This window comes from Photobacterium damselae (assembly GCF_003026815.1).
Lineage (GTDB): Bacteria > Pseudomonadota > Gammaproteobacteria > Enterobacterales > Vibrionaceae > Photobacterium > Photobacterium damselae.
The window spans coordinates 51,203-76,984 of record NZ_PYOG01000023.1 but is presented as its reverse complement, the minus strand read 5'-3'; the positions used below and the strand labels follow the sequence as shown (position 1 = coordinate 76,984).

At 37.5% G+C, this 25,782-nt stretch carries 28 protein-coding genes; 11 read left to right on the top strand and 17 right to left on the bottom strand.

Going from position 1 to position 25,782, the window contains the following annotated elements:
* Positions 1-319: 319 nt before the first annotated feature.
* Positions 320-607 (bottom strand): hypothetical protein, encoded by a 288-nt coding sequence (locus tag CTN07_RS17070; RefSeq protein ID WP_036765601.1) that lies wholly within the window; start codon positions 605-607, stop codon positions 320-322.
* 542 nt (positions 608-1,149) lie between these two features.
* Here CTN07_RS17070 and CTN07_RS17065 point away from each other — a divergent pair.
* Genes CTN07_RS17065 through CTN07_RS17055 form a run of 3 tightly spaced genes read left to right on the top strand, consistent with a single transcriptional unit; the run spans position 1,150 to position 5,130 of the window.
* Positions 1,150-2,685 (top strand): sodium:solute symporter family protein, encoded by a 1,536-nt coding sequence (locus CTN07_RS17065; RefSeq protein WP_005304930.1) that lies wholly within the window; start codon positions 1,150-1,152, stop codon positions 2,683-2,685.
* Complete coding sequence (locus CTN07_RS17060) at positions 2,660-4,324, top strand: FAD-binding protein (RefSeq protein WP_005304929.1); 1,665 nt, start codon at positions 2,660-2,662, stop codon at positions 4,322-4,324. The genes CTN07_RS17065 and CTN07_RS17060 overlap by 26 nt, the downstream gene beginning before the upstream one ends.
* The gene (locus tag CTN07_RS17055; RefSeq protein WP_005304926.1) at positions 4,321-5,130 is read left to right on the top strand and encodes a GDSL-type esterase/lipase family protein; all 810 of its coding nucleotides are present in this window, start codon (positions 4,321-4,323) and stop codon (positions 5,128-5,130) included. The genes CTN07_RS17060 and CTN07_RS17055 overlap by 4 nt, the downstream gene beginning before the upstream one ends.
* Before the next feature lie 44 nt (positions 5,131-5,174).
* On the opposite strand, the gene CTN07_RS17050 is transcribed toward CTN07_RS17055, so the two are convergent.
* Positions 5,175-5,735: a YceI family protein gene (locus CTN07_RS17050; RefSeq protein WP_005304923.1), complete on the bottom strand. Its 561-nt coding sequence runs from the start codon at positions 5,733-5,735 to the stop codon at positions 5,175-5,177.
* On the bottom strand, positions 5,732-6,274 hold the full coding sequence (locus tag CTN07_RS17045) for a cytochrome b (protein ID WP_036765600.1): 543 nt from the start codon (positions 6,272-6,274) through the stop codon (positions 5,732-5,734). Before CTN07_RS17045 ends, CTN07_RS17050 begins: the two co-directional genes overlap by 4 nt.
* A 126-nt stretch (positions 6,275-6,400) precedes the next feature.
* Between CTN07_RS17045 and CTN07_RS17040 the strand changes: the two genes are divergently transcribed.
* Entirely contained in the window at positions 6,401-6,859 is a 459-nt protein-coding gene (locus tag CTN07_RS17040) for an Ivy family c-type lysozyme inhibitor (RefSeq protein ID WP_036765599.1), read from the top strand.
* 55 nt (positions 6,860-6,914) lie between these two features.
* Here CTN07_RS17040 and CTN07_RS17035 read toward each other — a convergent pair whose 3' ends face one another.
* A complete protein-coding gene (locus CTN07_RS17035) occupies positions 6,915-7,268 on the bottom strand; it encodes a hypothetical protein (protein ID WP_036765598.1) in 354 nt (117 codons plus the stop codon).
* Between the two features lie 287 nt (positions 7,269-7,555).
* On the opposite strand from CTN07_RS17035, the gene CTN07_RS17030 reads away from it, so the two are divergent.
* Positions 7,556-8,962, top strand: coding sequence for a tyrosine-type recombinase/integrase (locus CTN07_RS17030; protein WP_005304920.1), 1,407 nt, complete (start codon positions 7,556-7,558; stop codon positions 8,960-8,962).
* Positions 8,963-9,018: 56 nt separating this feature from the next.
* Here the strand turns inward: CTN07_RS17030 and CTN07_RS17025 are convergent, their stop codons facing one another.
* Complete coding sequence (locus CTN07_RS17025) at positions 9,019-10,266, bottom strand: Nramp family divalent metal transporter (protein ID WP_005304917.1); 1,248 nt, start codon at positions 10,264-10,266, stop codon at positions 9,019-9,021.
* A 470-nt stretch (positions 10,267-10,736) separates the two neighbouring features.
* Here CTN07_RS17025 and rpoS point away from each other — a divergent pair, with 470 nt between their 5' ends.
* Both rpoS and CTN07_RS17015 read left to right on the top strand, forming a co-directional pair.
* Positions 10,737-11,621, top strand: coding sequence for an RNA polymerase sigma factor RpoS (rpoS, locus tag CTN07_RS17020; protein WP_005304914.1), 885 nt, complete (start codon positions 10,737-10,739; stop codon positions 11,619-11,621).
* A gap of 196 nt (positions 11,622-11,817) precedes the next feature.
* On the top strand, positions 11,818-12,036 hold the full coding sequence (locus CTN07_RS17015; RefSeq protein ID WP_036765597.1) for a membrane protein insertase YidC: 219 nt from the start codon (positions 11,818-11,820) through the stop codon (positions 12,034-12,036).
* 98 nt (positions 12,037-12,134) lie between these two features.
* On the opposite strand, the gene CTN07_RS23400 is transcribed toward CTN07_RS17015, so the two are convergent.
* Entirely contained in the window at positions 12,135-12,668 is a 534-nt protein-coding gene (locus tag CTN07_RS23400) for a chromate transporter (protein WP_005304911.1), read from the bottom strand.
* Between the two features lie 192 nt (positions 12,669-12,860).
* Entirely contained in the window at positions 12,861-13,301 is a 441-nt protein-coding gene (locus CTN07_RS23395; RefSeq protein WP_418005767.1) for a chromate transporter, read from the bottom strand.
* 224 nt (positions 13,302-13,525) lie between these two features.
* On the opposite strand from CTN07_RS23395, the gene CTN07_RS17005 reads away from it, so the two are divergent.
* Positions 13,526-14,452, top strand: a complete 927-nt coding sequence (locus tag CTN07_RS17005) for a LysR family transcriptional regulator (protein ID WP_005304909.1) — start codon at positions 13,526-13,528, stop codon at positions 14,450-14,452.
* Positions 14,453-14,547: 95 nt separating this feature from the next.
* Here the strand turns inward: CTN07_RS17005 and CTN07_RS17000 are convergent, their stop codons facing one another.
* On the bottom strand, positions 14,548-15,657 hold the full coding sequence (locus CTN07_RS17000; RefSeq protein WP_005304906.1) for a 1-acyl-sn-glycerol-3-phosphate acyltransferase: 1,110 nt from the start codon (positions 15,655-15,657) through the stop codon (positions 14,548-14,550).
* Between the two features lie 273 nt (positions 15,658-15,930).
* Between CTN07_RS17000 and CTN07_RS16995 the strand changes: the two genes are divergently transcribed.
* Positions 15,931-16,608: an AraC family ligand binding domain-containing protein gene (locus CTN07_RS16995; protein WP_005304904.1), complete on the top strand. Its 678-nt coding sequence runs from the start codon at positions 15,931-15,933 to the stop codon at positions 16,606-16,608.
* Positions 16,609-16,689: 81 nt separating this feature from the next.
* Here CTN07_RS16995 and CTN07_RS16990 read toward each other — a convergent pair whose 3' ends face one another.
* Entirely contained in the window at positions 16,690-17,133 is a 444-nt protein-coding gene (locus tag CTN07_RS16990; RefSeq protein ID WP_005304901.1) for a carboxymuconolactone decarboxylase family protein, read from the bottom strand.
* 174 nt (positions 17,134-17,307) lie between these two features.
* Here CTN07_RS16990 and CTN07_RS16985 point away from each other — a divergent pair, with 174 nt between their 5' ends.
* Entirely contained in the window at positions 17,308-18,216 is a 909-nt protein-coding gene (locus tag CTN07_RS16985; RefSeq protein WP_005304897.1) for a LysR family transcriptional regulator, read from the top strand.
* A gap of 20 nt (positions 18,217-18,236) precedes the next feature.
* On the opposite strand, the gene CTN07_RS16980 is transcribed toward CTN07_RS16985, so the two are convergent.
* A complete protein-coding gene (locus CTN07_RS16980) occupies positions 18,237-18,716 on the bottom strand; it encodes a hypothetical protein (protein ID WP_136039161.1) in 480 nt (159 codons plus the stop codon).
* Between the two features lie 10 nt (positions 18,717-18,726).
* Positions 18,727-19,257 (bottom strand): nicotinate-nicotinamide nucleotide adenylyltransferase, encoded by a 531-nt coding sequence (locus tag CTN07_RS16975; RefSeq protein WP_036765596.1) that lies wholly within the window; start codon positions 19,255-19,257, stop codon positions 18,727-18,729.
* 218 nt (positions 19,258-19,475) lie between these two features.
* Here CTN07_RS16975 and nadE point away from each other — a divergent pair, with 218 nt between their 5' ends.
* Complete coding sequence (gene nadE / locus CTN07_RS16970; RefSeq protein WP_005304895.1) at positions 19,476-20,312, top strand: NAD(+) synthase; 837 nt, start codon at positions 19,476-19,478, stop codon at positions 20,310-20,312.
* Positions 20,313-20,401: 89 nt separating this feature from the next.
* Here nadE and CTN07_RS16965 read toward each other — a convergent pair whose 3' ends face one another.
* From CTN07_RS16965 to vxrA, 6 genes are all read right to left on the bottom strand, one after another.
* Complete coding sequence (locus tag CTN07_RS16965) at positions 20,402-20,920, bottom strand: HD domain-containing protein (protein ID WP_036765595.1); 519 nt, start codon at positions 20,918-20,920, stop codon at positions 20,402-20,404.
* A gap of 228 nt (positions 20,921-21,148) precedes the next feature.
* Complete coding sequence (locus tag CTN07_RS16960; RefSeq protein WP_005304893.1) at positions 21,149-21,298, bottom strand: YoaH family protein; 150 nt, start codon at positions 21,296-21,298, stop codon at positions 21,149-21,151.
* Positions 21,299-21,381: 83 nt separating this feature from the next.
* Positions 21,382-22,584, bottom strand: a complete 1,203-nt coding sequence (locus tag CTN07_RS16955; protein ID WP_005304892.1) for an NnrS family protein — start codon at positions 22,582-22,584, stop codon at positions 21,382-21,384.
* A 212-nt stretch (positions 22,585-22,796) separates the two neighbouring features.
* A complete protein-coding gene (locus CTN07_RS16950; protein ID WP_005304890.1) occupies positions 22,797-23,663 on the bottom strand; it encodes a DUF2861 family protein in 867 nt (288 codons plus the stop codon).
* Positions 23,664-23,667: 4 nt separating this feature from the next.
* On the bottom strand, positions 23,668-24,327 hold the full coding sequence (locus tag CTN07_RS16945) for a response regulator transcription factor (protein WP_005304882.1): 660 nt from the start codon (positions 24,325-24,327) through the stop codon (positions 23,668-23,670).
* Positions 24,302-25,744 carry a sensor histidine kinase VxrA gene (gene vxrA, locus CTN07_RS16940; RefSeq protein ID WP_005304881.1) on the bottom strand — a complete coding sequence of 481 codons (1,443 nt, stop codon included), beginning with the start codon at positions 25,742-25,744 and terminating at the stop codon, positions 24,302-24,304. Before vxrA ends, CTN07_RS16945 begins: the two co-directional genes overlap by 26 nt.
* Positions 25,745-25,782: the final 38 nt, after the last annotated feature.

Below are 25,782 nucleotides of genomic sequence, written 5' to 3'. Positions count from 1 at the left end.
AAACCGAGCACCAGAAAAAAGCCGTGACTTCCCTACTCTATAACCAGTTTCTGAGCAAGATGAACTACCTTAAAAAGAGACATTTTAATCTGGGAAAGAAAAAGGACATTTTAAATTGGGATAAACAAGGTTGTAGCTCCCAAGGTAAAGTGTCTCTTTTTTCAATATGAGTTAAACAAAATATGTTGATAACTATGAATGACAAAGAGATATTTCGCTTAGGTACAATTCGTGATGTTTGCGAAAAACGGATCAGACGCAAAGATGCTGCTCAACTTCTTAATGTCAGTGTTCGCTAGGTTCAACGATTAATAACACGCTATCGAGATCTTCGGCCTTTGAATTCTTTATAGAGTTCAATGAAAAAGTTTATTAATCCCACAGATGGTTCCGCATTACTATACTCTTGAGCTGCATATATAAAGTTTGATTGAAATTTTTCAATGGCTTCTTGAGGAGTTTGCGCAAGAATATAATCATCTTCAATTACAAATCCTTGCTTTAGCAGTTGTTCTTTCTCATCGAGAAACGAGTTGCTGCCCATATCAAGGTAGGTGAATTTTTGACGATTAGAATCTGGCACACAGAAGAATTGATACTTAGGCATAATATATCCTTAATAAATGCTTTATTGTACATAATACAACTTAAATAAAGTATAAAATATCACCTGTTTCACATATCATGTCTTTTCTATCCTACAAATGTAGACCCCTTTTGAGTATTTCTTGTTTACAACAAAACGTCCTATTTTCCTCTACCTAACGAAATAAGTTCACTAACCATAAATGGTAAAGAGATATCCTGTTTTATGGTTTTTTCAGTATCTATTCGAATAGTATTCACAACTAAACAGCATTGAATTCGTTAGCTATTTAATGTTGAGTTTAATGTAACCAATTGAATATTAGTTAATTTATACCTCGTTCGAGATCCTCTTCTTCACTCTTCTAAGAGTATGTATTTGTAGATCAAACAATAATTATGAAACAGAGTCTTTATTTGCTTTCAATCGAGATCGTTATCACATAACAGTAAAGATAAAGTTAAGTTTCTCACATAATATATTTTTGGAGTTTTACTTCACTTGCAGTTTGAAATATAAACTTAGGTAATCTTTCATTGTATGGTTAATTTATGTGAGGCGTTATGGAATGGTCTGCTGTTAACTGGTTTGTCATTGCTTTGTACTTTGCTGGTATGCTTGGTATAGGCGTATATTTTTCTAAGCGTAACAAATCAACGGATGACTACTTTAAAGCTGGCGGTCGTGTTCCTACATGGGTAACAGCTTGTAGTGTGTACGCAACTGCACTCTCTTCAATCTCATTTATTGCGATTCCAGCATCAATTTATGCAAATGGCGCAATCATGGGACTTGCTCCTCTTGGCATCATGGTTATGGTGGTTTGGGCAGCTCTAGTTTTTGTTCCATTTTTTAGAAAAGTAAATGTAACAACTGCTTACGAATACTTAGGTAAACGTTTTGATCCCAAGCTATGTTATGTAGCAAGTATCTCATTTATCGTTTTCCATATTATCCGTATTGCCGTTGTTCTCTACCTACCAACTCTTGCTCTACAGCAGGCACTGCCAGGTGTCGACCCAGTTATTTTGGTGGGTTCAGTTGCACTAATGTGTGTAATTTATACTTCGATTGGTGGTATTGAAGCTGTTGTATGGTCCGATGCGATTCAAACTATTATCTTATTGGCTGGTGCCGTAGTGATTGCAGTTATTGGTTATAGTGCATCACCTGATGGTCTATTCGCAGCATTTGATCGTCTAGTTGCTGATCAAAAAACGCTTCCTGAGTCTGCATTTAATATCAGCTTCGCCGGTACAACTCTTATTGGTATTATTCTTGGTGGCGTGATCAACTCAATCTATAGTTATGTTGGTTCACAAGATATCGTTCAACGTTATAATATTACTAAGACAACTAAAGAAGCGCAAAACAGCTTATTTATGAACGTACCATTGCTATTTACTAGTATGGCTATCTTCATTGGTATGGGTACTGCACTTTATATCTTCTTTGCTTTCACTGCTCCACTTCCTGGCGAAATTAATGGTAACGCAATTCTGCCTTATTTCGTTATTAAGTATGTTCCAGCTGGTTTATCAGGTCTTATCATTGCTGCAATCTTTGCTGCTGCGCAATCAACGGTTTCTTCAAGCTTGAATGCGATTTCAACTTGTGTCACTTCAGATCTTGTAAGTAAAGCGCGTCCAGATATGGATGACTCTAGTAAACTGAAAGTTGCAAAAGGTGCAAGCTGGATTATTGGTCTAATCAGTACCGCACTTGCTCTTCACTTCTTGAAAGCAGGTCAAGGCGATATGTTCCTTTACTTCCAAGCTATCACTGGCCTACTTGGTGGTCCAATTGCTGGTCTGTTCTTAGCTGGTATCTTTATTAAGCGTATCAATGCAAAATCAGCATGGTTTGGTTTTGGTATCTCTGTCATTGTCGCAACTTACATTGGTGACCCAGCAGGATTACTAAGTGGTTATATCCCAGGCTATGTTAAACCACAAATCTTTGAGTTTATGATTTCACTAGTGGTTATCCTAGCATGTGTGGTTCCAGCTTATATTTCATCTTTCTTCTTTGTTACTTCAAATGAAGAATCAGCACGAGCTGAAGGGCTAACTTATGCAACAGCAACTGGCAGTAACTAAGATTTATGAGACAGAGGCTCTTGTTATCGGTAGCGGTATCGCCGGATTAGTCTCCTGTTTTAATCTATTACAGCATAGTTGTCAGACAGTATTAACTACAGATAAAAAGCTTGCCGGAGGGGCAAGCTTTTCTTCTATTAAAGGAAGTCTGGGTATACAAGTTACTGATAATGATGCACAAGATATCGAATTATTTAAAAAAGATCTGACTAGGATTGGTGTTGGTATGGATAATCCCGAACTTATCGATACCTATGTTCAACAGTCTCCAAAATCAATTGTAGAACTTCAAAATATTGGGTTTAAACCGTGGCTGAGAAGTGATAGACGCCCTGCTTGTTTTGCAGATTATCCAAGGGATATTTATCTGATAAATGATTGGAGACAAGCCAAAGATAACGCAAAAAAAATCTTCAACCACCCTAACCTTCAATTATTAGAGGAACATAGATTATTAACTATTTTGACTGAAAATAAGGTTGCCATTGGTGCTCTATTTATTACCGCCACCAACGATTATCTTCTGATCAAATCTAATAATATTGTTTTAGCTTGTGGCGGGATTGGCGGCTTATATCAACACAGTTTATATCCAGCAGAAGTGAATGGTTCTGGACACTTAGCGGCTTTAGATGCTGGAGCAAAGCTGGTTAACATGGAGTTTATTCAATTTATACCCGCCCTAGTGACACCTAAATATAATACTTTATTTGGTGAACATACCGCCAAGTATTGTACAAAATTAGTCGATGAGTTTAATCAGAATCTACTTTTACATATACCTCAAGAGCAGCAACAATCCTTGTGGCAAGAATACAGTGGTTATGCGCCATTTAGTTGTGACTTCCCTAGCCATATCATTGATTTAGCAATATTTAAAGCTATCTCTAGCGGAAGTCAATTTGCCAAAATGTCTTTTTCAGAAAAGCTATATCATGATACTCAAGAGTTCTATACCTTATATCTTAACTGGCTAGAAAGCTTAGGCATCAATATGTGCCGAGATGAAATTGGTATTGCACATTTTGCGCATAGCTGTAATGGTGGAATACAGATTTCAACAGAAGGCGAAACTACTGTCAGCGGCCTATATGCTGTAGGAGAGATTTCTTCTGCCATTGAAGGTGCTAATCGATTAGGTGGCAACTCTGTTGGTGGTGCTCTTGTCTTTGCAAAACGAGCAGCAGATCATATAAAAAGTAAGAAACATAAACCATTGATTGGCAATGAGCTGCTATTGAGTAAATTTCATCATTGGTATCATAAAGTTATAAATAGTGATAATAATGATTCTATTCGATCGCCAAGAGAAATCAGTCATCAAATACAAGCTATCTTAGCAGCTAGTGCCAACATTGTACGATCTCATACACAATTACAATGTGCTTTAGATCAGATAGATTCTCTGACTAAACAATTTTCAATTGCAGAACATCAAACTTACTTAGGTTTCAATGCGTTATCGAATTTGCGTATGGCAAAGGTATTATTATCTTGTATGTTGGAAAGAACAGAAAGTCGCGGAGCTCATTATCGAGAAGACTTTCCGCAACGAGATCCGTCGTCCTATCGCATTGAGATTTCGATGAGCCAGAACAATGATATTGAGCTTAATAAGATATTTAGGAGTTACTTTTGACTAAAGAAATTAATAATAGAATTCAAAATTACGATGCGTCTATTTATAAATACTGTCTAGAACACAAAGAGAAAAGTGTTTTTGATTTAATGGCTTCTTTTTTCTCAGATAAATCAAATTTAGATAATAAGATACTGTTCAATCAAGCAGAACAAGTTGCGAAAGAGTTTAATCTAAATTTAGATAGTGATGTACTACTCTCTTTTTGTAATCGTTTGAATATACTTCAAGCCTCAAATGCGATGAGTCAGTATATAGGAAAAATGGACAGTCATAAAAATATGAGTAAACAACATACAGCGAATATTATCATGTTTGGGGACTCAATTACAGATTGGGGGCCTTGGTATGAGCTATTTCCAGAAAAAAGTATTGTTAATCGAGGCATCGCAGGTGACAACACTCAAGGAATGCTATTTCGGATACAAGACATCCTACCGTTACAACCAAAGCAAGTTTTTTTTCTAGCTGGAATTAACGACTTAGCCCAAGGTTTTACTGTCCATGAGGTGTTTTCACGTTATTGCTCTATGTTAGATTTTTGCCAAGAACATGGCATTGAGCCGATTGTTCAATCCACTCTATATGTAGGATCTCGTTTAGCACAATTAAATCCTTTAGTTGAACAGTTAAACCAACAATTAAAGTCATATTGCGTTGATAAAAATATTACCTATATCAATCTTAACTGTGTTTTGTGTCCAGAAAAAACGTTATTGCCGAAGTATACTCGTGACGAACTGCATTTAACCGCTCTTGCCTATCAAGAATGGGCGACGATCATTAAGCCTTTATTAAACGAGTAAAATAAAAAGCGAACCACTTCTAAGTAAGTGATTCGCTTTTCTGTTTATTTTTTAATACCTTCAACATGGAGTTCTAAATCAACATAACTTGAATCCCCCATCACTGGGATCTTAAACTCTGCTAATTCCAAGCGAGTTGCACCGATAAAACCTATACGCTCACCACCCCAAGGATCTTTACCTGCTCCAATAAGTTCAGCAGCTATAATAATGGGTTTTGATTGGCCATGAAACGTTAAATCTCCAAAAATTTCGAGATTACCATCCCCTTTATCAACGACTTTTGTACTAACAAATTTGGCCTGTGGGTATTTACTCGCATCAATAAAATCATCACTACGGACATGTTTATCACGTTCTGCATGATTTGAATCTAAGCTTTGGGTATTCACGATAACTTCAACATTAGATGCAGAAATATTTGTTGGATCGTAAGAAAATTGCCCACTAAAGTCATTAAATCGACCTTTAATAAAACTATAGCCTAAGTGACTAATTTTAAAATTAATTGAAGCATGAGCCCCTTTGGTATCTATGACATAATCAGACGAATTTGCCGAAAAAGACATCATTGCAGCAATTAACATCCCCATTGTTTTTTTCATTTTGACTCTCCTATCATTTTTCGTAACGTATTATCTTTATTGATAAAATGGTGTTTTAACGCAGCAAGCACATGCAGTAACACCATAAAAATCAAAGTCCATGCAATATAAAAATGCATCTTACCTGCAATATCCGACTGTTGGGTAAATAACTCTCCTGTTCCAGGAATAGCAAACCAATTAAAAACATCAATGCTGCGACCATCAGCAGTTGAAATTAAATAACCACTGACAAATAATCCAAACAAAAGAGCATACATAGCAATATGCCCAGCTGTCGCTAAATAAACTTCTATGCGGTTTCCATCAATCTTAGGACTAGCCGTTAAATGCTTCCAAATCAATCGAAAAATCGTTAAACCAGCAAATAATATTCCCACCGATTTATGCCCATGAGGTGCTGTTTGATACCATGTACTGTAATAGTTAAGGTCAACCATCCATAACCCAACACCAAACATGGATATAATAATTAACGCTGAAAACCAGTGTAAACATCGCGCCACATAATTGTATTTAGAGATAGAATTTTTTCTCATCAATTAACCTTAATGTCCATATCATGTTAATTTTTAATATAACTATAGTATTTGACAGAGAATTGAAGAAAGAAATTTCAAATAGGAATAGAATATTTTCACTTACATAATAACAAGAGAAGTAAAATGAAAAAGATCCTACTTGTTGGCAGCCTAGCTCTATTCCTTACCGCTTGTAACGATGGTTCATCGGAGCAAACTCAATCAGCACCAGCACAAAAGACAGCACCGGTTGTAACATCAACACAGTCTTCAGTTATCATTCCTGATGTATCGAAAGATCCGCAACCAGAATGGATCAAACAAGAAAATAAGGTGACTGCTCCTATTGGAGACACCGTGATTGGTGGTAAAAGTTTTACTGCTACAAACTATTGTAAACCTCACGCTTGCGGTAATAATTTTATGATTACCCTATCAAACCAAGATAAAAAAGACGTTTCTTTAGTTGTTTCAGTAAAAGATACAGACGGTGCAATTACAGAGCCGAGTAAGTATGCAACCTACTGGTTTATTGGAAATCCAGATCAATCAATGAAGGAAGCTTTAGTCAAAACACTACAGCAAAATCCTAATTGGAAATAATATTCAAGAATGCAACGAGCAGGTTTCTAAGGTCCTGCTCTTTTTCCATTAGTAATTAACTCACAATCCATGGTTCATGGATATCTAACTTAAATACTGCAACATCTCTATCTAACTCAAAATAGATTCTTTCTTCATACATATCGATTTCATCTTGGTTATTGCAAGGCCAAAAGAAATGAATACCATAACGAATATCAGCATATCCAACAGGCTGTTCGGCATCGACATGTACATTATCAACAACTAATGATTGATCTGCGAATTGATAACGCTGATCTTCGATATCATGCTTAGAAAAAAGAGGCTCAGCAAATTCTTTTTCATTTTCGATAATGCTAAGAGCAATACTCTCTGTCAGTGAATGAGATACATTTAACTGACATCGAATCATTTTTGTTACTTTCATTATATTTATCCTACAAATACCATATCTAATTAATATTCCTTTTTGCGTCAGATTTCAAGCATAATGCATATCGTTAGTTACACCGTCACCGTTAAATGATAAATATTTAACAGTGACATAGTTGTCAATTTTGTGCTCATTTTCCAAGATCTTATTTAACATAAAAACCAGATTAAGAGATCTAGTTATTATTTTTAATTTGTTGTTTTATATGGCGTTTAAATCTCAGTCTTATATAATATCTCTTATAGCAGATTTAGAATCACGTAAAGATCCAACCTGAATTAATGCAAAACCTTATTCTTCGCAATAATGATCTCTTGGCTCCTAACCGATCATTAATTGAAACAAAACATAACTACGCAAGTTCAATTAGTATTAACCCAGCCCTTGCATATATCTACTCATTAGCAGCAACAGACACATCAGGAGGAAGAATTAATGCGAAATACACTTTAGAGCGCTTTGCTCGTTTTAACTTAGGCCCTAGTTTTGTAAAAGTGGATTGGCAATTTTTAGTTAAACAGCCTCGACTTATTCAAAAACTACTGCATTCGTTTTTTATTTATCGAGCAAAACAGAAAGCTGAAGCTAAGCAGCTACGCCACTATTCTCTTAAAAATTTACAAGTTACTCCGCTGATAAATGCGTTATTAGAACTATCTAACTTTATGTTTTTTAATGGGGACATATCAGAATATGAACTTAAAAAGTGGCAAAACCAGTTAAGTAATTATGTAATTGAAGATATTGAAACACCAATTGAGCCCTCTTCATCAGCCGAGAATCGCATTGATTATTCGCTTAGCTTGTCAGTTAGGTCGCAAATAAGTTTAGAAGCGTTTTCCTGTTTCTATATTGGTAGCTGTATTGAAAGAATGGATTGGTATCAGGTTCTTTATGCCCCTGTTTTACAGAATTTGATGCAGCAGTTTTTGAGTGAACGAAATGATCGAAACCTTATAAAAACAGGCAGTTACTCTCCTGCTACTGCAGATAATCTATTACGAATGCTCCGTGGTGTTGCCCATCATGCATGGTTAAGTGAATCAATTACAGTTGAAACATTAGAGCGCATAAAAGCAATTAAACTGCCTAGAGGTTCTCGCCAATCTAGTGGCCGATATTTAAGTTATAGCGAGCTCGATAAAATCTCAGCTATTTGCCTAAATCAAACTAATAAAATCAAAGGGATACGTGATAATGCTATATTCTGGTTGATGTATGAATCAGGATTACGCCGTGCAGAAGTCGTCAATTTATCTCTCGACGACATTGATATTAATCGAGGTACTATCCATGTTGTCGGTAAAGGTAATAAAGAACGCTATGTGCCTTTTTCATTAGAAAGTGACTTATATCGGGCATTATCTAAATGGTTTGATGTTCGATATAAGTTACAAGGTAACATTTTTAATTCGCTATTTTGTGTGGTCAATAAGCACCAACAAGTAGTAGAGAAATCATTAACGACGCAAAGCTTGAATGATTTATGTAAGCAAATTCAGCGAATGGGATTTGAACGAATGGTATCTCCTCACGATTTCCGACATTCTGTTGCAACAAACCTACTTCGAGCTGGTCATGATTTATTATTGGTCAGTAAATTTATGGGCCATAGCAGTGTTACAACAACTCAACGTTATGACCGACGTAGTGACGATGATTTAAAAGGTTTGGCATTACGAAGATAAAAATTAAGGCTGCTTAAAATAGCAGCCTTAGTTTTTTGATGAGAGGAATATTACGGTTATGCTAATGTCACCATCAAATAACCATTTAGAGCAAGAACTAAAGTCACAATAACCACACCAAGAATATTAACTGTTTTAGTGTTCTTGAACTCCCCCATTAAGCGTTCACTATTTGTAAACATAAGTAATGGAATAATAGCTAGAGCGATACCAAAGCTTAGCACTACCTGGCTCATTACAAGAATCTGAGTGGTATCAAGACCTAATCCGATAACAATAAAAGATGGAATCATTGTGACAGAACGGCGAACCCACATTGGAATCTTAAAGTGAACAAAGCCCTGCATAACTACTTGACCAGCCATTGTACCAACAACAGTTGACGATAAACCTGAAGCAATTAATGAGATACCAAATAACAGTGAAGCTGCTTTACCAACAAGTGGTGTTAATGTCATATACGCTGTTTCTATTTCAGCAACATGTTGATTACCTGAATAGTGGAATACGGCTGCAGCCATAGCGACAATAGCGATATTCACGAAGCCAGCAATAACCATCGCAATTAATACATCTACTTTAGTTGAGCGTAAACGAGTTTCTGTTTTCTCACCATAGCTATTTTTAAATAATGCTGAGTGCAGATAGATTACATGAGGCATAACTGTAGCACCAAGGATACCTGCAGCTAAATAAATTTCATGAGCACTATTAAATGAAGGAATAATAAGACCTTTAGACAACTCACTACTAGAAGGTCCTGCATAAAATAGTTCAACAACATAAATCACGGCGACTAGCATTAATAAGGAGCCAATTACTGCTTCTAAAGGTTTTTGTCCTCTTTTATTGAGCATTAAAATAAGTATTGAAGCAACTGCTGTAATAATGGCACCTTCCATGAGTGAGATCCCAAAAACGAGCTGAAAACCAACGGCTGCTCCGATGAATTCTGCTAAATCAGTCGCAATCGCAATAATTTCAGCCTGAACCCAATATGGACCTATTGCCCACTTTGGTAAATGATCTCTTAGATGCTCTGCAAGATTTTTTCCTGTAACAATACCTAACTTCGCTGAAAGATACTGAATAAGCATAGCCATTAGATTAGCCCAAAGTACAACCCATAAAAGTTGATAGCCATACGATGAACCAGATTCAATATTGGTTGCAAAGTTACCAGGGTCAATATAACCAATAGCGGCGATAAATGCCGGACCAAGAAGTAATAGTTTCCGTTTGAATTTTGAAATTGTTGTATTATAAACTTCTGCTTTATCTGCAGTTGTAATAGACATAGACATAAATATTCCCCTCAATCATTTAAGGTTTAATTTACGCCACTCGCAAATGAGAATCAATCTCAAATGCACAATTAAAAATGAAACCTTACATTCCACCTATTAATTCAATCACAACGATAGGTTTATGTGATTAATATTTTATTGAAAGCAAAAGTAGTACTTTATTCATAAATAAATTGTAAAAATAATGTGTACCATTATGTCTGATATTCCAAATGTGTGTTATTGCTTATTGGTATAATTAATTTAGATCGGGTTAAAAATAGATCGTGAAATATCTCATTGTTTTAGTAGATAAAATAAGTATTAGAAATAAGCCTAATCTAAGACCAAAGTATGATACTTATTAATCAATTTACATAATCAATTGATAGAACATATGAAAATATTATGTTAACGTATGGTTGTTAAATAAAAATAGAAAAGAATTAATTATGTAGTCAGTTAGTCACAAGTTAGGGGTAAATGATATGGATATCAAAAACAAAGTCGATGATACAACGTCTTTTGATAATGATGTGATTCAACTTTATCTAAAAGATATTGCACTCAAGCCTCTACTAACCAAAGACGAGGAAATCCTCTATAGTCGTAAAGCGCTTGTAGGTGACGCTAAGTCTAAAAAAGTTATGATCGAAAGCAACCTTCGTCTTGTTGTTAGTATTGCAAAGAAATATCGCGGCAGTGGCATGCAGCTAAGTGATATGATCGATGAAGGTAATATTGGCTTAATTACAGCAGTGGAAAAATTCGACCCTGAAAGAGGTTTTCGTTTTTCGACATACGCGACTTGGTGGATTAAGCAAACTATTGAACGAGCGATACATAATCAGGCTCGTACCATCCGCTTACCGGTCCACGTTTCGAAGGAAATCAATACCATTCTTCGAACTCATAAGCAGCTCATGAAAACAAATAATAGTGAGCCTACACACGAAGAAGTGGCTGACGAATTAGATAAAAGTGTTGAAGATATTTCAGCGCTACTCTCCTATGATGCGCCCGTTATGTCTTTTGATCAGACGATTTCATCAGAAGACTCTAACTCTCAAACGATGGCCTCATTTATTTCTGACGATTCAGATAATGGCCCAGATGCCCAAATTGATAAAAATGATATACAAAAGCTCACCCTTACTATGCTAGAGGGATTAAATCCAAGAGATCGTGAAATACTATGTCGTCGTTTTGGTCTTATGGGTTATGAAGCTCAAACCCTTCAACAGGTTGCTGAAGAAGTTGGTTTAACTAGAGAGCGCATTCGTCAGCTTCAAGTAAGCTCTTTGAATAAACTTAAGAATGTTCTACAGCGCGAAAAATATGACCTTGAGTTACTATTTGCCGAAACTGCATAATGCAGACAGTTGATACAATAAGGCTCCAATGCTCAAAGTTGGAGCCTTTTTTGATCCAATTCACTCCTTTTTAATAATTACCTTCCACTCTTTACCAAAAAATCTGCGACCCATCTTATAAATATTGTTTGAATTTAAAACGAGAAGACCTCTTTGTCATGCTACAAGTTAACAAAATACAAAGAAGGTTAATATTATGAAATTGCTGATCTGTTGTACGATAGTTTTATCTCTTATCGTAGCGCCAACTTTTGCGAGTTCTAGCCAATCAAAAAAGGCTAAATGCCTCAAAGTTCGTGAAAATATCGCTAAGATTCAACAGAAAATGCGACAACCCTATTCCGCAAAACAAGGTCGTAAATATCAGGATAGCTTACATAAGCTCTATAAAGCTGAATTTAAGTACTGTACTTGAGGTGATCTTAGTTAGCCTAGATATAAAGTTATAGTGCATTAGATGTGATTAATAAAGCCACTTCATGTTTGAGGTGGCTCAACCGAATTGTCGTCTATTTAAATCAAGGTATATAACGCAAGTAACGATGCCAAACCCCAAATTGGTAAGTTGTATCGTTTTAACAAAATCCCGCCAGTAATAACAACGATCAGATCAAAGATACTATGTATTGATGAGGTAAACACAGGAGATATGAATGCACTAGCAAGTAAACCAACTACACTTGCATTCACTAAACTTATCGCTATTTGTAATCTAGGATGACTAAATAAAGCTTCCCATGCCGGTAAAAAAGCAAATAGCAATAATGCTCCAGGTAAAAAGACCGCAATAGTCGCAACAAGACTGCCAAGAATCGGACTCGTAGTATAAGCGGCGGCACCCAGATAGCTTGCCATAGTAAACATAGGACCCGGTACTAGTTGAGCTGAAGCATACGCGGTTAAAAACTTGTCTGGTTCAACCAAACCATCCATCATCGGCTGTAGCAATGGTAAAACAACATGACCACCACCAAAAACAAAACTGCCTGCTTGATAAAAGATATTAAAAATATTTGCTATTGGTAATATGTTAGCGATAAATGGCATGCCTACCAGCAGTATGCAAAAGCAGCTCAAAATAACTAAATTAGGTTTCACCTTAGGTAATTGCGTGGGTAATTGCGTGGGTAATTGCGTAGCTTCGTTCTGCCCTTTCTTAACAAATGAGAGTGCATAACCAATTGCCGCAGCAGCTAAAATAGGTAAGATTTGTCCTAAAAGCCCGACGCTAAAATATACCTAAATAGCAGTGAGTAGACAGACAAAAAATGTAGTTTTCGAGGTTATATTTTTCTTCCCCATCCCCCATAACGCATCAGCAACAACAATAACCGCTAACAATTTTGCAGCTTGTATGACAGCATCGAGCCAACTGGAATCCGATAAACTGCTACTCATAATAGCCAGAATGGTTAACAAAGCAAAAGAGGGTAAAGTAAACCCAACAAAAGCTGCTAGAGCTCCAAGATAGTGCCCTTTTTTGTATCCGATAAACATGCCTAACTGACTGCTCGCCGGTCCAGGTAGAAATTGGCATAGTGCAACAGCCTGATTGAATTCACTGCTGGTTAACCATTTTTTATCTTCGACAAATGCTCGTTGAAAATAACCAATATGTGCAGCAGGTCCACCAAAGCTATAAAGTCCTAGAACTAAAAAGTGCCAAAAAACACTTAACATTTAAATCTCTCCATAAATACTTGATACTCAAGCAACCTAAAGGGCTGGGTATGAATGCATAGTACAAAGAGCCTTAAAATTAATCTAATCGTTCGTTTTAATTATATAAATCGATTTAATTAATGTTTGTTTTCATCATCAAGCTCACTCTCTAACACGAACATAGTCGCGCCAAATCCATGATTGGGTATAATAACTAAAGCACTTACAATCGGTTAAAAACAATGCTAGAAAATCTTCATCAAATGGTTATTCTTGCAACAATCAGTCATGAACAAAACTTCACAAGAGCGGCTGATAGATTGGGAATTTCAAAGTCACAAGTAAGCAAGCAAATTCGCCTTCTTGAAGAGCGTTTAGGTTGCCAACTGGTTCAGCGAAGTACTAGAACCGTTGTTCTAACCGAGATTGGATTACAATATGCCGAGTATGGCCAGCAATTGTTAGATACGGTTAACGAAGCTGAAGCTATGGTGGCAGGTTATCGAAATGAGGTGAAAGGTGTTCTAAGAATCGGTATTGCTCAATCCTTTGGTAACCATCAAATTACTCCAGCTCTGGCTGAATTTCAGCAGCTACATCCTGAATTGGAGCTGGAAATCAGTTTATTTGATCATAGACCTAACTTGTTAGAAGAAGGGTTTGATTGCTGGATTGCCATTCATGAACATCCGCCGGAAGGAATGGTAGCGCGACGATTAGCTAACTGCCATTTTATGGTTGTCGCTTCGCCAGAATATATTGCCCAGCATGGAAAGCCCGAAACACCAGGGGATTTACGCCGCCATAACTGTATTACTTACCAAAGTCGTGAGCGAAAGTACGTTAACTGGGAATTTACTCGTGATGGTATTCATCAATCAATAAGAGCTCGTGGAACATATCGAATTGATAATGCACCTGCAGTACTTGATGCAACGGTAAGTGGTTTAGGTATTGCCTATCTATCAACATATCTACTGACAGATGAGATAGAGAAAGGAAAATTAATTCAATTACTACCCGAATGGAAAGCTGACTTAGAACTGCCGATTTATGCGGTATATCCAAGAAGAAAATACTTAGCCCCTAAGGTACGGAGCTTTATCGATTTTATGTCGGAACGAATGGCTAAACCGCCCTATCGTGATCATAGCCCATTTCTTGACTAAATCACTCGTTACCACATACTAAAGCTAAAAATAAAGCGACCTCTTAACAATTCAATTAAGTTGGTCGCTCTACTTATTATTAGAAAATAGTAAATCTAGGCTAATTTCTTTTTAGCAGGATATGCATACATCTTTTTCAATAAGTCTGCTTCACCAATTGATAGGGTTGCCAATTTTTCATTAAATTTAGCAATTTCACTCTCAGTAACAGAACCATCTTCAATATCTGCTGCAATATAGTTAGCCGGGAACAGATGATAGTTTTTGGTTATTTGACGGTCAATCTCTTCCGCCAATTCATCAGGAGTTTCGAATGGCTGAGTAATGACGTCACCAAAAGCGATATGAATACGTCCCTTATAGCCAACAATACCTTTAATGATACTGTCGATATCTTCAAACTCACCCTTCTCATAGCTACCATGGGATTGAATTTGGTATAGCTCATGAGCTTTAGCTGCATCACACGGATCATTCTCGTAAGAAATGCTTACCGGAACAATGTTTAGCTTTGGCATAAATTCAGAAAATGCTTCTTTACGTTTACGACCTTCCATAAAGAACATCTTCATTAAAGCAGGATCAGTTCTATCATTGCCATCTTTCGCTCGCCCCTCTTTTTGAGCGATCCAGATATTATGACCTGTTTCTAATGAATGAGAGATATAACCAGATAAAAGACCTAACGCTTTCATCATTTCACGAGGAGCTTTAACTGAACGTTTAACAATAAAGCTCTTGTTTAAACGCATTAGCTCTGTAGCACACGGTTTTTTCAGTAGATTATCACCGATAGCAATACGAACCGTATTAAAGTTTTCATGGAATAGAGCCCAGTTCACCATGGCTGGATCCATTGCTATATCTCGGTGATTAGAAACAAATAGATAAGATTGATTAGGGTCAAGCTTATCCAAACCACTCCACGTTACACCGTCACAAGAGTTATCCAGTGTTCCTTGCATATACTTAGCAACATGGTGCTGAATCTCTTCTACCGTTTTAACATTAGACCACTTCTTGATTAAAACTCGCTTAATCAAGGGGATCAATAACCAGCCAAACATGCCAGATGCTTGCGGAAAACGGTACTTCAAAATAGCATTGATAAATTCTTTATCATCAATCAAACGTGCAATCGCTGCACTGACTTCATCGTCATTGTAAGGACGAATCTCTTTATAAATATCGTTATTTGTTGGCACAATGATGCTTCGACTTTAATGAAAACTGCGCTATTTTACGCACATTTTAGGGTTTGCCCAACGGTAACCGCCAATACAGTAAATGGTTGGAGGTCTTACCAGAATAATTTGATTAAAACATATCCATTTTAATCAAAACAAAACGCGATAACCGTAAAACTTATCACTATTTCTTATAATTTTGTCCAATAATTGCGTGTTTACTTCTAGACTTGTTGACGATCTCTTCAAAAGACAAGATCATACCTACGCATTACCAACTAGAGACCTGCTATGAAACACGCGATCGAATTTACCCATCATAATCACCCTTTTTTACATGTTGGCTCTCGTAAGAAAAGTACTCATTCCTTTTTTATTGTGGTTGAGAAAGGAGCCGTTCTTGTTCGCCTAGGTAAAAATGAACATTTAGTTTCAGCAGGTACCGGATTTTGGCTCCCATTTGATTGCCTACATGCTTTAACCGCACTTCCTGGTACTAATTACTATCAAGTCGATTTTTCAATTCGTCTTACTACAGCTGTATGTAGCCACGCAGGTTTTTTCAAAGTTACGCCATTAATTGCTGCTCTTTTAGATGAATTAAGCCAAACAGCAAGCGAACAGCATCAATGGGAAGGCCCTGAAGGTCGTATTTTAAAAGTGCTCGCAGACAAAGCAGCACAGTTGAAAGTATCAACAAAAACTCTATCACCAGCGCTTGCAGAACGACATCACTCAGCATTAACACTGATTTTAAACGGTTCTAAAATCACGGAGAATAGCGATATCAAAGCGATAGAATCTGTGTTTAACCAGTCAGTGAAAGAGCTTGAATCTTGTATGCTGATGCGTGAAGCCATTCGATTACAGCGTTCAGGACGAAAACTAGCTCAAATTGCGACCGAGTTATCGGTACCTGAAACACTACTCAACACTTTAGCGTTACCTATATTAGGTAAGCCATTATAAAAAAATCCCCTTTGAGCGATCAGTTCTGTCACTCAAAGGGGATTTAAACAAGTTACTAGGCAGAAGGAATCAACCGCGTTTCTATTCTGCTTCGTGATACATACGGGTTGTTAAAGCAATACGATTCCATGCATTAATAGTCACAATCTGCATTAAGCATTGCGCTGTTTTATGCTCACCCATTAGCTTAATACAAGCTTGGTAAACTTCTTCAGATACTCCACCTTTAGCGATCTCAGTCACCTCATCAGTAAGAGCAAGTACAGAGCGCTCTTCATCAGTAAATAATGGCGATTCTTTCCAAGCAGCAACAGCAAATAGTCGATGATCTGTTTCACCTAATGATTTAGCTTTATCTGTATGCATCTGAATACAAAAAACACAACCATTGATAATTGAAGAACGAATCTTAATAAGTTCTTTTAATTTAGGCTCAAGATCTGTCTGATCGAGATACCCTTCTAAGCCAAGCATAGGTTTATAAGCTTTTGGTTCTAGTGCACTTAAATCAAAACGATGTTGCATAATAAATTCCTCTAATGTAACCACACATAAATAAATTCAAAATAATTCTTGTCATTTATTAATGATGTATTCTTAAGTTGAATGTATTGTGCATCAATTAATTAATGCATAGAATACCACTAATAACTGAAATAGTTTTGCGCATAGTGCAAAAGCAGCAAAGGTAATGCCTCAATGTTCAATTTAATCAAAATATTCCTTAAAGTCGTTGAAGTTGGCAGTTTTTCAAAAACCGGCCAAATTTTGAATATGGCACCTTCCTCTATTGCAAGAAATATAGATCAGCTTGAAAAAGAGCTATGCGTTACTCTATTTCACCGAACAACACGCCAACTAACACTCACAGATGAAGGCCAAGATTTCTATCAAGGTGCAACAGAACTAATCCATAATGCAGATGCTCTCTTTAACCAAACCAAAAAACAGAATCAGCATCCTCAAGGTACGATTCGCATCTCGGTTTTTGAAAGTTTTGGTCGCCAATGGATATCTCCTCTACTTCCAAAATTCCTGGCTCAATATCCAGAAGTTAAAGTTGAGATTGAGTTAGAAAATCGAATGGTAGATATCAATAGCGAAAATATTGATTTAGGCATTCGAATTGGTCGCCCTGCTGACTCTGGATTACATGCTAGAATGCTGTTACCTAACCAGACCTGGCTTTGTGCTTCTCCAACATATTTGGCTAATTCAGAACCACTAAACTGCCCTCATGATTTGGAGAACCATAATTGCTTATTACTTAATAACGATAGGCAAAAAGTCTACTGGTACTTTAATAATGGGAAACAGTGCTTAAGAGTATCTGTTGCAGGTAATATTACATCTAAAGGTGGAACACCATTAGTTGAGGCAGCCGTTGCCCATGGTGGTGTTGTTCTTATGTCAAATTGGATGATGGTTGATTTGGTAAAAGAGGGTAAATTGATTCGATGCCTTCCAAATTGGCATTCATCGATGCATGAGGGATCAAGTGGTGAAATCTATGCCGTATATAGTGGTAGTAAATTCCCTCGCCCAGCATTACGTGCTTTTATAGATTTTCTAGTCGCAGAGATAAACAACATCGACTTGTCGTTATAATACTAAACTCTTATTACGACCTATTGGAAAGGTATCTGTACATGCATGGATAGGCCAGATTCTTCACGTTCGTGCCAGCGGTAATCAAATCTAAACCGAGGCGAATTTGGATCTGAGCCTGTCATACCAAAGCTCATCTGGAGGCCATGCTGTCGAATCCAGTCTTCGGGGTCATCCGCATCTGCAGGTTGGTATTCATACTTTTCCGGAACCCAAAAACCCAACCCATAGAAAGTCGAAGCTTGGTATTCGGTAAATACCGGTGTTTCAACATTTAATTTATCCCAATGATTCCAAAAAAGCCTTCCCCTATCAAGGGTATCTAAACGCCATGGAGATGCGTAACTAAATAAACTGGGAGAACTCGGTGAAACATTACAGGCATCAACAACGGCAACTTCACTCAATTCAGGTTGACATATCATAGCCGAGCAATCCCATGCAACCAAACTGCTTGAGAATACAAGCCATCCAATTAATTTAGTACTGCAATAAGACAAATAACCATTCCTATCTGTTCGATGTAAAATCAAATCGAGAACTATTCAGTAGTTTAGCGACATTTTCTGTTGTTAGATGTGAAATAGCTCGACCTTCCTCTAAATATTCCCGGATCTGTGTACTTCTTACTGAAACTGTTTCAGGACAAGCCAGTATTTGCCAACGTTTCAATATCTCTTCAGAGCGGTAAAATTTAGAGAAGTTCAATAAGTTATCAGGACCAATAACGAAAGTAAGATTTGCATTTGGATATCTCAGCTGCAATTGGCTCATTACATCGAATGTCGTAACCGCTTGACCACGAACAGCTATCTCTTGCTCTATTTGGCACAGTTCTAAGTTACTTAATTGACTGTCTTTAATGAAGGTCGATATTAATTCACACCGTAACTCGTAATCTAACATCACTTTTCCCCAAGCATGAGTGTAACTTGGAAGAACAAGCACTGTATCAAATTGACTAAGACGCTCTAAAACGGATAGATGTCCAAGTGTCGGAGGGTTAAACGCACTACCAAAGATCGCAATTTGAGGCTTCATAGGATGTTATTCTCTACTTTATGACGATAAATCGCACAATATCATTACTTAGTAATAACAGTTTGGAAGTATTTTGCTTGAATTGACAATCGAGCATTGATCCAAAACATAACTTATCGCATGATTTTACATAAGGGTTAATCAGTTAGTGAGAAAGAACTCATTTTTCTGATTCAATTGATTAGATTTTGGGCTAAGTACCTAAGGTAGCATATAAAATGGAACAGCTAATTCGTCAGAACATGCGTGTTTTACCTTCAATTGACGTTGAGTTTGAGATTCAACGCCGAATTTCATTCATTCAAAAGAAGCTAAAAGTATCAGGCAGTAAGTCTCTTGTACTGGGTATTAGCGGTGGTGTTGACTCAACAACGTGTGGCCGTTTGGCTCAATTAGCTGTTGAAGGACTTAACAAAGAACTTAACACAACTGACTACCAATTTATTGCTGTTCGTTTACCTTATGGCGAGCAGCAAGATGAAGATGAAGCCCAATTAGCACTTCAATTTATTCAGCCAACTCACTCTATAAGCATCAATATTAAAACGGGCGTAAATGGTACTCACGCAAGTACTCTAGACGCTTTAGATGGCACCGGATTGATTCCTAAAGATGAAGCTAAGGTGGACTTTGTTAAAGGCAATGTAAAAGCCCGTACTCGCATGATAGCTCAATACGAAGTTGCTGGATTAGTAGGTGGATTAGTTTTAGGAACTGATCATTCAGCAGAAAATATTACAGGTTTTTATACCAAGTTTGGTGATGGTGCGTGTGACCTTGCTCCATTATTTGGTTTGAATAAACGACAAGTGCGCCAAATTGCGGCCCATCTAGGTGCGCCTGAATCATTAGTGATAAAAGTACCTACTGCCGATTTGGAAGAGTTAGCACCACAGAAAGCTGATGAAGATGCCTTATTAGTCAGTTACGATCAAATCGACGATTTCTTGGAAGGCAAAGATGTTGAGCCTCATGTTATTGAACGCCTAGTTAATATCTACAAAGCCACTGAGCATAAGCGTCAGCCTATCCCAACAATTTACGAAGACGAATAAATCTCCGAGTCGCTTCTATTGCTTCAAATCGTGATAGAAAAAAGGCTTTGCAGGTATCATCTTCAAAGCCTTTTCTTATTTTGCCAAATTTAATGGCTAATAATATCAAAACCCATTAAATTATCTAATTCCCACCAAATCGCTTCGCATAATCCTTGGCGATAAACGGCCTGCCTGAATTCAGCATACTCGCTTTTATACATTTGATAGTGTCTTTGAGAATTATATTTACTGGCACGAACATTAGCTAACCTATCACAAGCTTTTACGATCAAAGCAAGGCGCGCCGCTTCCTCCGTCTCATCGAGTCCAGAAAAACGTTTGTTAATTTCATTTTTTCTTGCACATCGATCTTCTAACTTACCGTCGGACATATAATTTACAGCATCAGCTATAGTAAAACCAAAATCAGCAATTAATTCTTCTACGGTAGTTGAAGTATCCTCAATAACATCATGCAATTGAGCAATAATCATAGCATCAGTACCAAACGGTGTTGCTAATCGAGAAACCGCTTCGAGATGAAAGAAATACGGTACATCTCCATACATTTGCTCTTTATGTCTCGCCCGAGCCAGAGTTCTTGCCTTCATATAACGATTATTCATCATTAATCCCTTTCATCTTATACATCATACAAAGAGACAAAAATCAGTCTAACCGTATCTTATTTCAGCTATATCTATTTATCTAAGAGTTGTTTGGCGCTATGAGAATTAACGCACAATTTCAAAGGTAATAATGGCGACTTATGAGGAATGAAACGCTAAAAACAAAAAAGAGAGCCATATAGACTCTCTTAAATCAATCAGATTAATCGGATGACTTCCGTATTATTAATCTTGCTGTTCAGCTTTTTTCGCTGCTTCTGCACGGATCTGATCAGCAATAATCTTAATTGCCTCACCAGAACTAATACCTTGAGCCATTAATTCATGAATACGCTCTGCAGCTTCTTGCTGCTCACTGTGAGTTAAAGTAAGCATTATATCTATCTCAAATCAGTTTAATTAGAATCGCGTAGTTTAGAGCTTAATAATGCAATTGTCATCCAATAGTTATTAGCTCTTTAGCCTGGACGACCATCGACACGGGGTTTAGTCAAAATTGGATAGTACACAATAGTAAATATAGAGAACGCAATCGCCCACAAAATGGCAGAAAAAACATAGCCATTAATAGTCAAACTTGGATAAACCCAAATCAATACACTACGAACAAGCGTTGATAATAATAAACAAACAAATGCAATTTGAACCCAGTATCCAACCTGTAGACTACGTCCTGTATGCCCTAATGAAACACGAGCCATCATAGACAAAATCATACCGCCGATACCACCAACAGTCATAAGATGCAGTGCAATACTATAGCTCACAACATGACTGACCATGCTTAGGCCAATGGCAAAAAGCCCCAGAATCATACATAGATATGCGAGATGCAGGCTCCATAATAATGGCACTTTCAAAGTGGACAATGTACGCCAGCGGACAAATCGAATCATATTTGTAACGGCAGTAACCATCAGCAAATTGGCAACAATCCAATTATAATTACTAGGCAATGGCAGAAACGTTGCAACAAGGAGCAACCATGCTGGAATTAATGCAGCATATTCAATCCATTTAACACGAGTAATCTGCTCGGTTTGGGTTCCTCTCCATGTAAAAAATGGGATAACTCGCCCGCCAACAACCAATACGATAATCGCGATCACAACTAAAGCAATAAAAGAAGTTTGACGCAATGAGTTCTCAACAAGCCCCATCGCAATTAAATGAAGTTGGACATTTAAAGCTGTCAGTAACAACAGTAGCGGTGCGAAAAAAAGATTATTCCATTGGCGACGAAGCAAAATGGGTTTCAACAAGAAATATGCCGCCAGTGGAATCCATGAGAGATCGATAAACATCCAAACGTAACTTGGTTGACCAAATAGCAAACCAATTCTGGCAATTAGCCATAACGTAAAAACGATCGCCAATTTAGTACTACGAATACCCGGAACGCCAGTCCAGGTCTGTACTGCAGTTAACAGAAAGCCAATAATGATTGCCCCAGTAAATCCAATCATCATTTCATGAGCATGCCACCAGATAGGGTGACCATACATTAAACCTGTGACATGGCTGCTACCTGACCAAAACATAGCCCAAACAACCATAGCAACAGCGGAGAAAAGAGCTGCAGATAAAAAGAAAGGTCGAAACGCTAACCTAAAGATAGGGATGATCTTTTGCTCTTTTTCGTTATCAAGAATTTGCATCATATTCGTGTACCTCTTAAAACATGCAAATATGATACACCTTTAAAGATGCAAATAAAATACACCATATGAAAAATGTGTCTAATTCGGGTATATAAGTTTAGCGTGAAGAATATAGAAGAACGGAACAGCCAATATTTGTCGATGTGAAAATATACAAATATAAAAAGGGCCCCTATCTGAAGCCCTTAGTTATTAACCTGAACAATAATTAATTATAGTGGAAAATCAACTGGTTGAGTGATTCGCTGAACATCTTTAATTGCGATATCACCTTGCCAACGACTGTTTATTAATCCCACACTTAACCAATAGCGACCATCAGGTAAAGAAACTTCAGGTAACTCATTAGGTAAGTCTTTATTATTAATTCTTTGTGACCATACCGGCGTCCAAGAAGAATTGTTAAGATCAAACAAATCAACCGTTAACGCTGGTGTTGGGCAGGAAGGATTCTGAAAATAGTTATGCTCAATACGCCAATGGGAGTTATCAACCCAGCCAATCTGTTGCTTAAGAGCAGGCTCTGCTAAAACAATCCAACTATTCCAAGGCTTCTCATCTTCAGCTTGGATACTGAGTCGATAAAGACCGGCATGAATCGGTTTTTCCAATCTTCTGGCTTCAATATTAAAATATCCCCCCTCTTCAATGAGAGGTGTCCCCTTAATTATGTCCATATCAGGCCATCGACTGAAACTTATGGACTTAATTTTATTGCGGGTAAGACCGGTTATTGAAAGCTTGAGCATCAATTGGTTGGTATTTTGAATTACTTCTCGATTAACCGAAAGTTGTGATAACCATTGCGGTAATACTTTTTTATTCAGACTATGGCCACAATCATCTGTTATCGCTAAATCAAGAAGATTATTTAAATTTGCTTGATGAATCGCATCTGGCTGTTGCTGCCAAGCTTGAATAATGGTATCGAAAGATTCAGAGGTATGTCCTTCAAGTAGCTTTTCATTGGCAAGAGTATAGAGATTCTTGCTAATAAACCACTTTGCACTAGCGCTCGGCGTACAAAACGCCGAGCCAACTAAAAAGAGTGAACAGAGAGAAGCTGTCAATCTCTTCATAGAATTAAGACTTCATTCGATAGCCAACGCCACGTAACGTTTCAATCTCAATACCAACAAGCTTTTGACGTAACTGAAGGATATGAGTATCGACGGTTCGTGTTGTTGGGTAATGGTTATAACCCCAAACTTGATCTAATAACTCATCACGAGTAAACACGCGACCAGCATTTTTGGCTAAAAATACCAATAGCTCAAATTCAGTACGCGTTAACGTAATAAACTCATCACCATGGCGAACTTCACGGCTATCAAGATTGATCTCAATTTGTCCTGCTGTAATGATGTTACTTGGTTCAGCATCGGCACCATTACTGCGAAGATGCACTCGAATACGTGCCAATAACTCTTCAACAGCAAAAGGTTTAGTCAAATAATCGCTAGCACCAGAATCAAGCCCAACGACTTTATCTGTAATAGAAACCATAGCGGTTAACATAATTACAGGTAAGGTTTTAATTTTTAACCAATCTTTAAGAAAATCAAGAGAGTCACCCTCCGGTAACTGGCGATCTAAAATTACGATCTCCGCTTGATCCCACAAACCTGCAACTTTAGTCGCACAGTCTGCGTATAAACAATTGTATCCGGCTTGCTTCAAGCTCTCGAGTAAACCATCAGCAAGGTTGCGGTCATCTTCAACCAGTAGCAGAGTCTGATTCACACGGTATCTCCAAAATAAAAGTTGTTGGTGGACCATCTAAACGCATAGTTCCACCCATACGACGTATCATCGATTCAACGATTGTTAGACCTAGACCTAAACCTCTTTCACTTACAAAAGGCTTTCGTAACCTAGCCCAGTCTTTTTTACCCAGTGGTCCCTGATCTTGTACCACTATTTTTACTTTTCCATCGTTGAAAGATGCGGTTAATGAAATTGGCGCTACCCCATATTTTGTGGCGTTTGATAATAAGTTATCAATACAAGTCCCTAGCCAATACATATTTAAGCTCACTTGACGATCTTGCTCTGGCAACGTCAATGCAACTTCATACGGTTCAACTAAGAATTCTAACCACTCGTTAAACGATTCAATTTCTTGAACGCTCAATTCTTGCTGATTGGCTTGTAAGTAATCTTTACTTGCTTCTGCCAACTGACGTAGTCGCCGTGAATCTTCGGTTAAACGACGAAACTCATCGTATAACTCTTCTGGTAATAAATCGAACTGACGTCGAAAACCTTCTACCGTCATAGCTAAACTGGCTATAGGTGTTCGCAGTTCGTGCGTAAGAATTTGTAATACTAACATACGTTCTTGCATTGCACGACGGCGAGAGCGTAAACGCAATACACCCCATCCGATCAAAATACCTAAGTTGGCAACAAATAGTCCCACTAACAGATAGTATGTTATATGCGACTTGTCTTCTTCTTGCCAACAAATATTGCCACTCTTAGCCAAACAGAAATCATTATCATTCAGTCGCTTAAAGTGAACATCATAACGATTTAGAACTGATGACCAAGTTGGCTGATCATAAATTTTATAATCATTATCATATCTAACCCATAACTCACCGTTGGCAATAAAAGCATCAGATCCAGCAATAAAAACTTTGATCTCTTCATCACTCATACGCTGCAAACGGCCCAAAATTGAGTTTGTCTCGGCTAAAGGTCGCTCTTTAATATGAAGATATCTATCCAGTTTTTTATTATCTTGTGGATGCTTTTCTAAATAACGGTATGCATAACTACCACCACCTGGGTGAATATAGCCAGCACGAACAAACCATCCTCGCGGTAACGGTGTACCGAAACACATCGCACGAACAAAAACCACAGGCTGAGTTACCAAAGGACTTACTGGCCATGGTCCCTTACAGACAAGAGACTGTTTATAGAGCTGTCGTAACGCTTTAAGCGGATACTTAGCTGATTGAGGCAGTAAAGACGAAGGCAACAGCAAAGGCGTTGGATATCGGCTCTGTAACTGACGGATATCGTATGTTGCTAATGGCTCAGTTTTCAACAGATCGCCACGAATAGAACTCAACCGCTCAGGCAGACTCATAGAATCGGCAAAGCTTGTCGAGGACAAAAACAGAGACATTAACAATACGTACTTTTTCATAGGCTCAGTCTATCATTGATTTCGTTTTAGCATTGTCA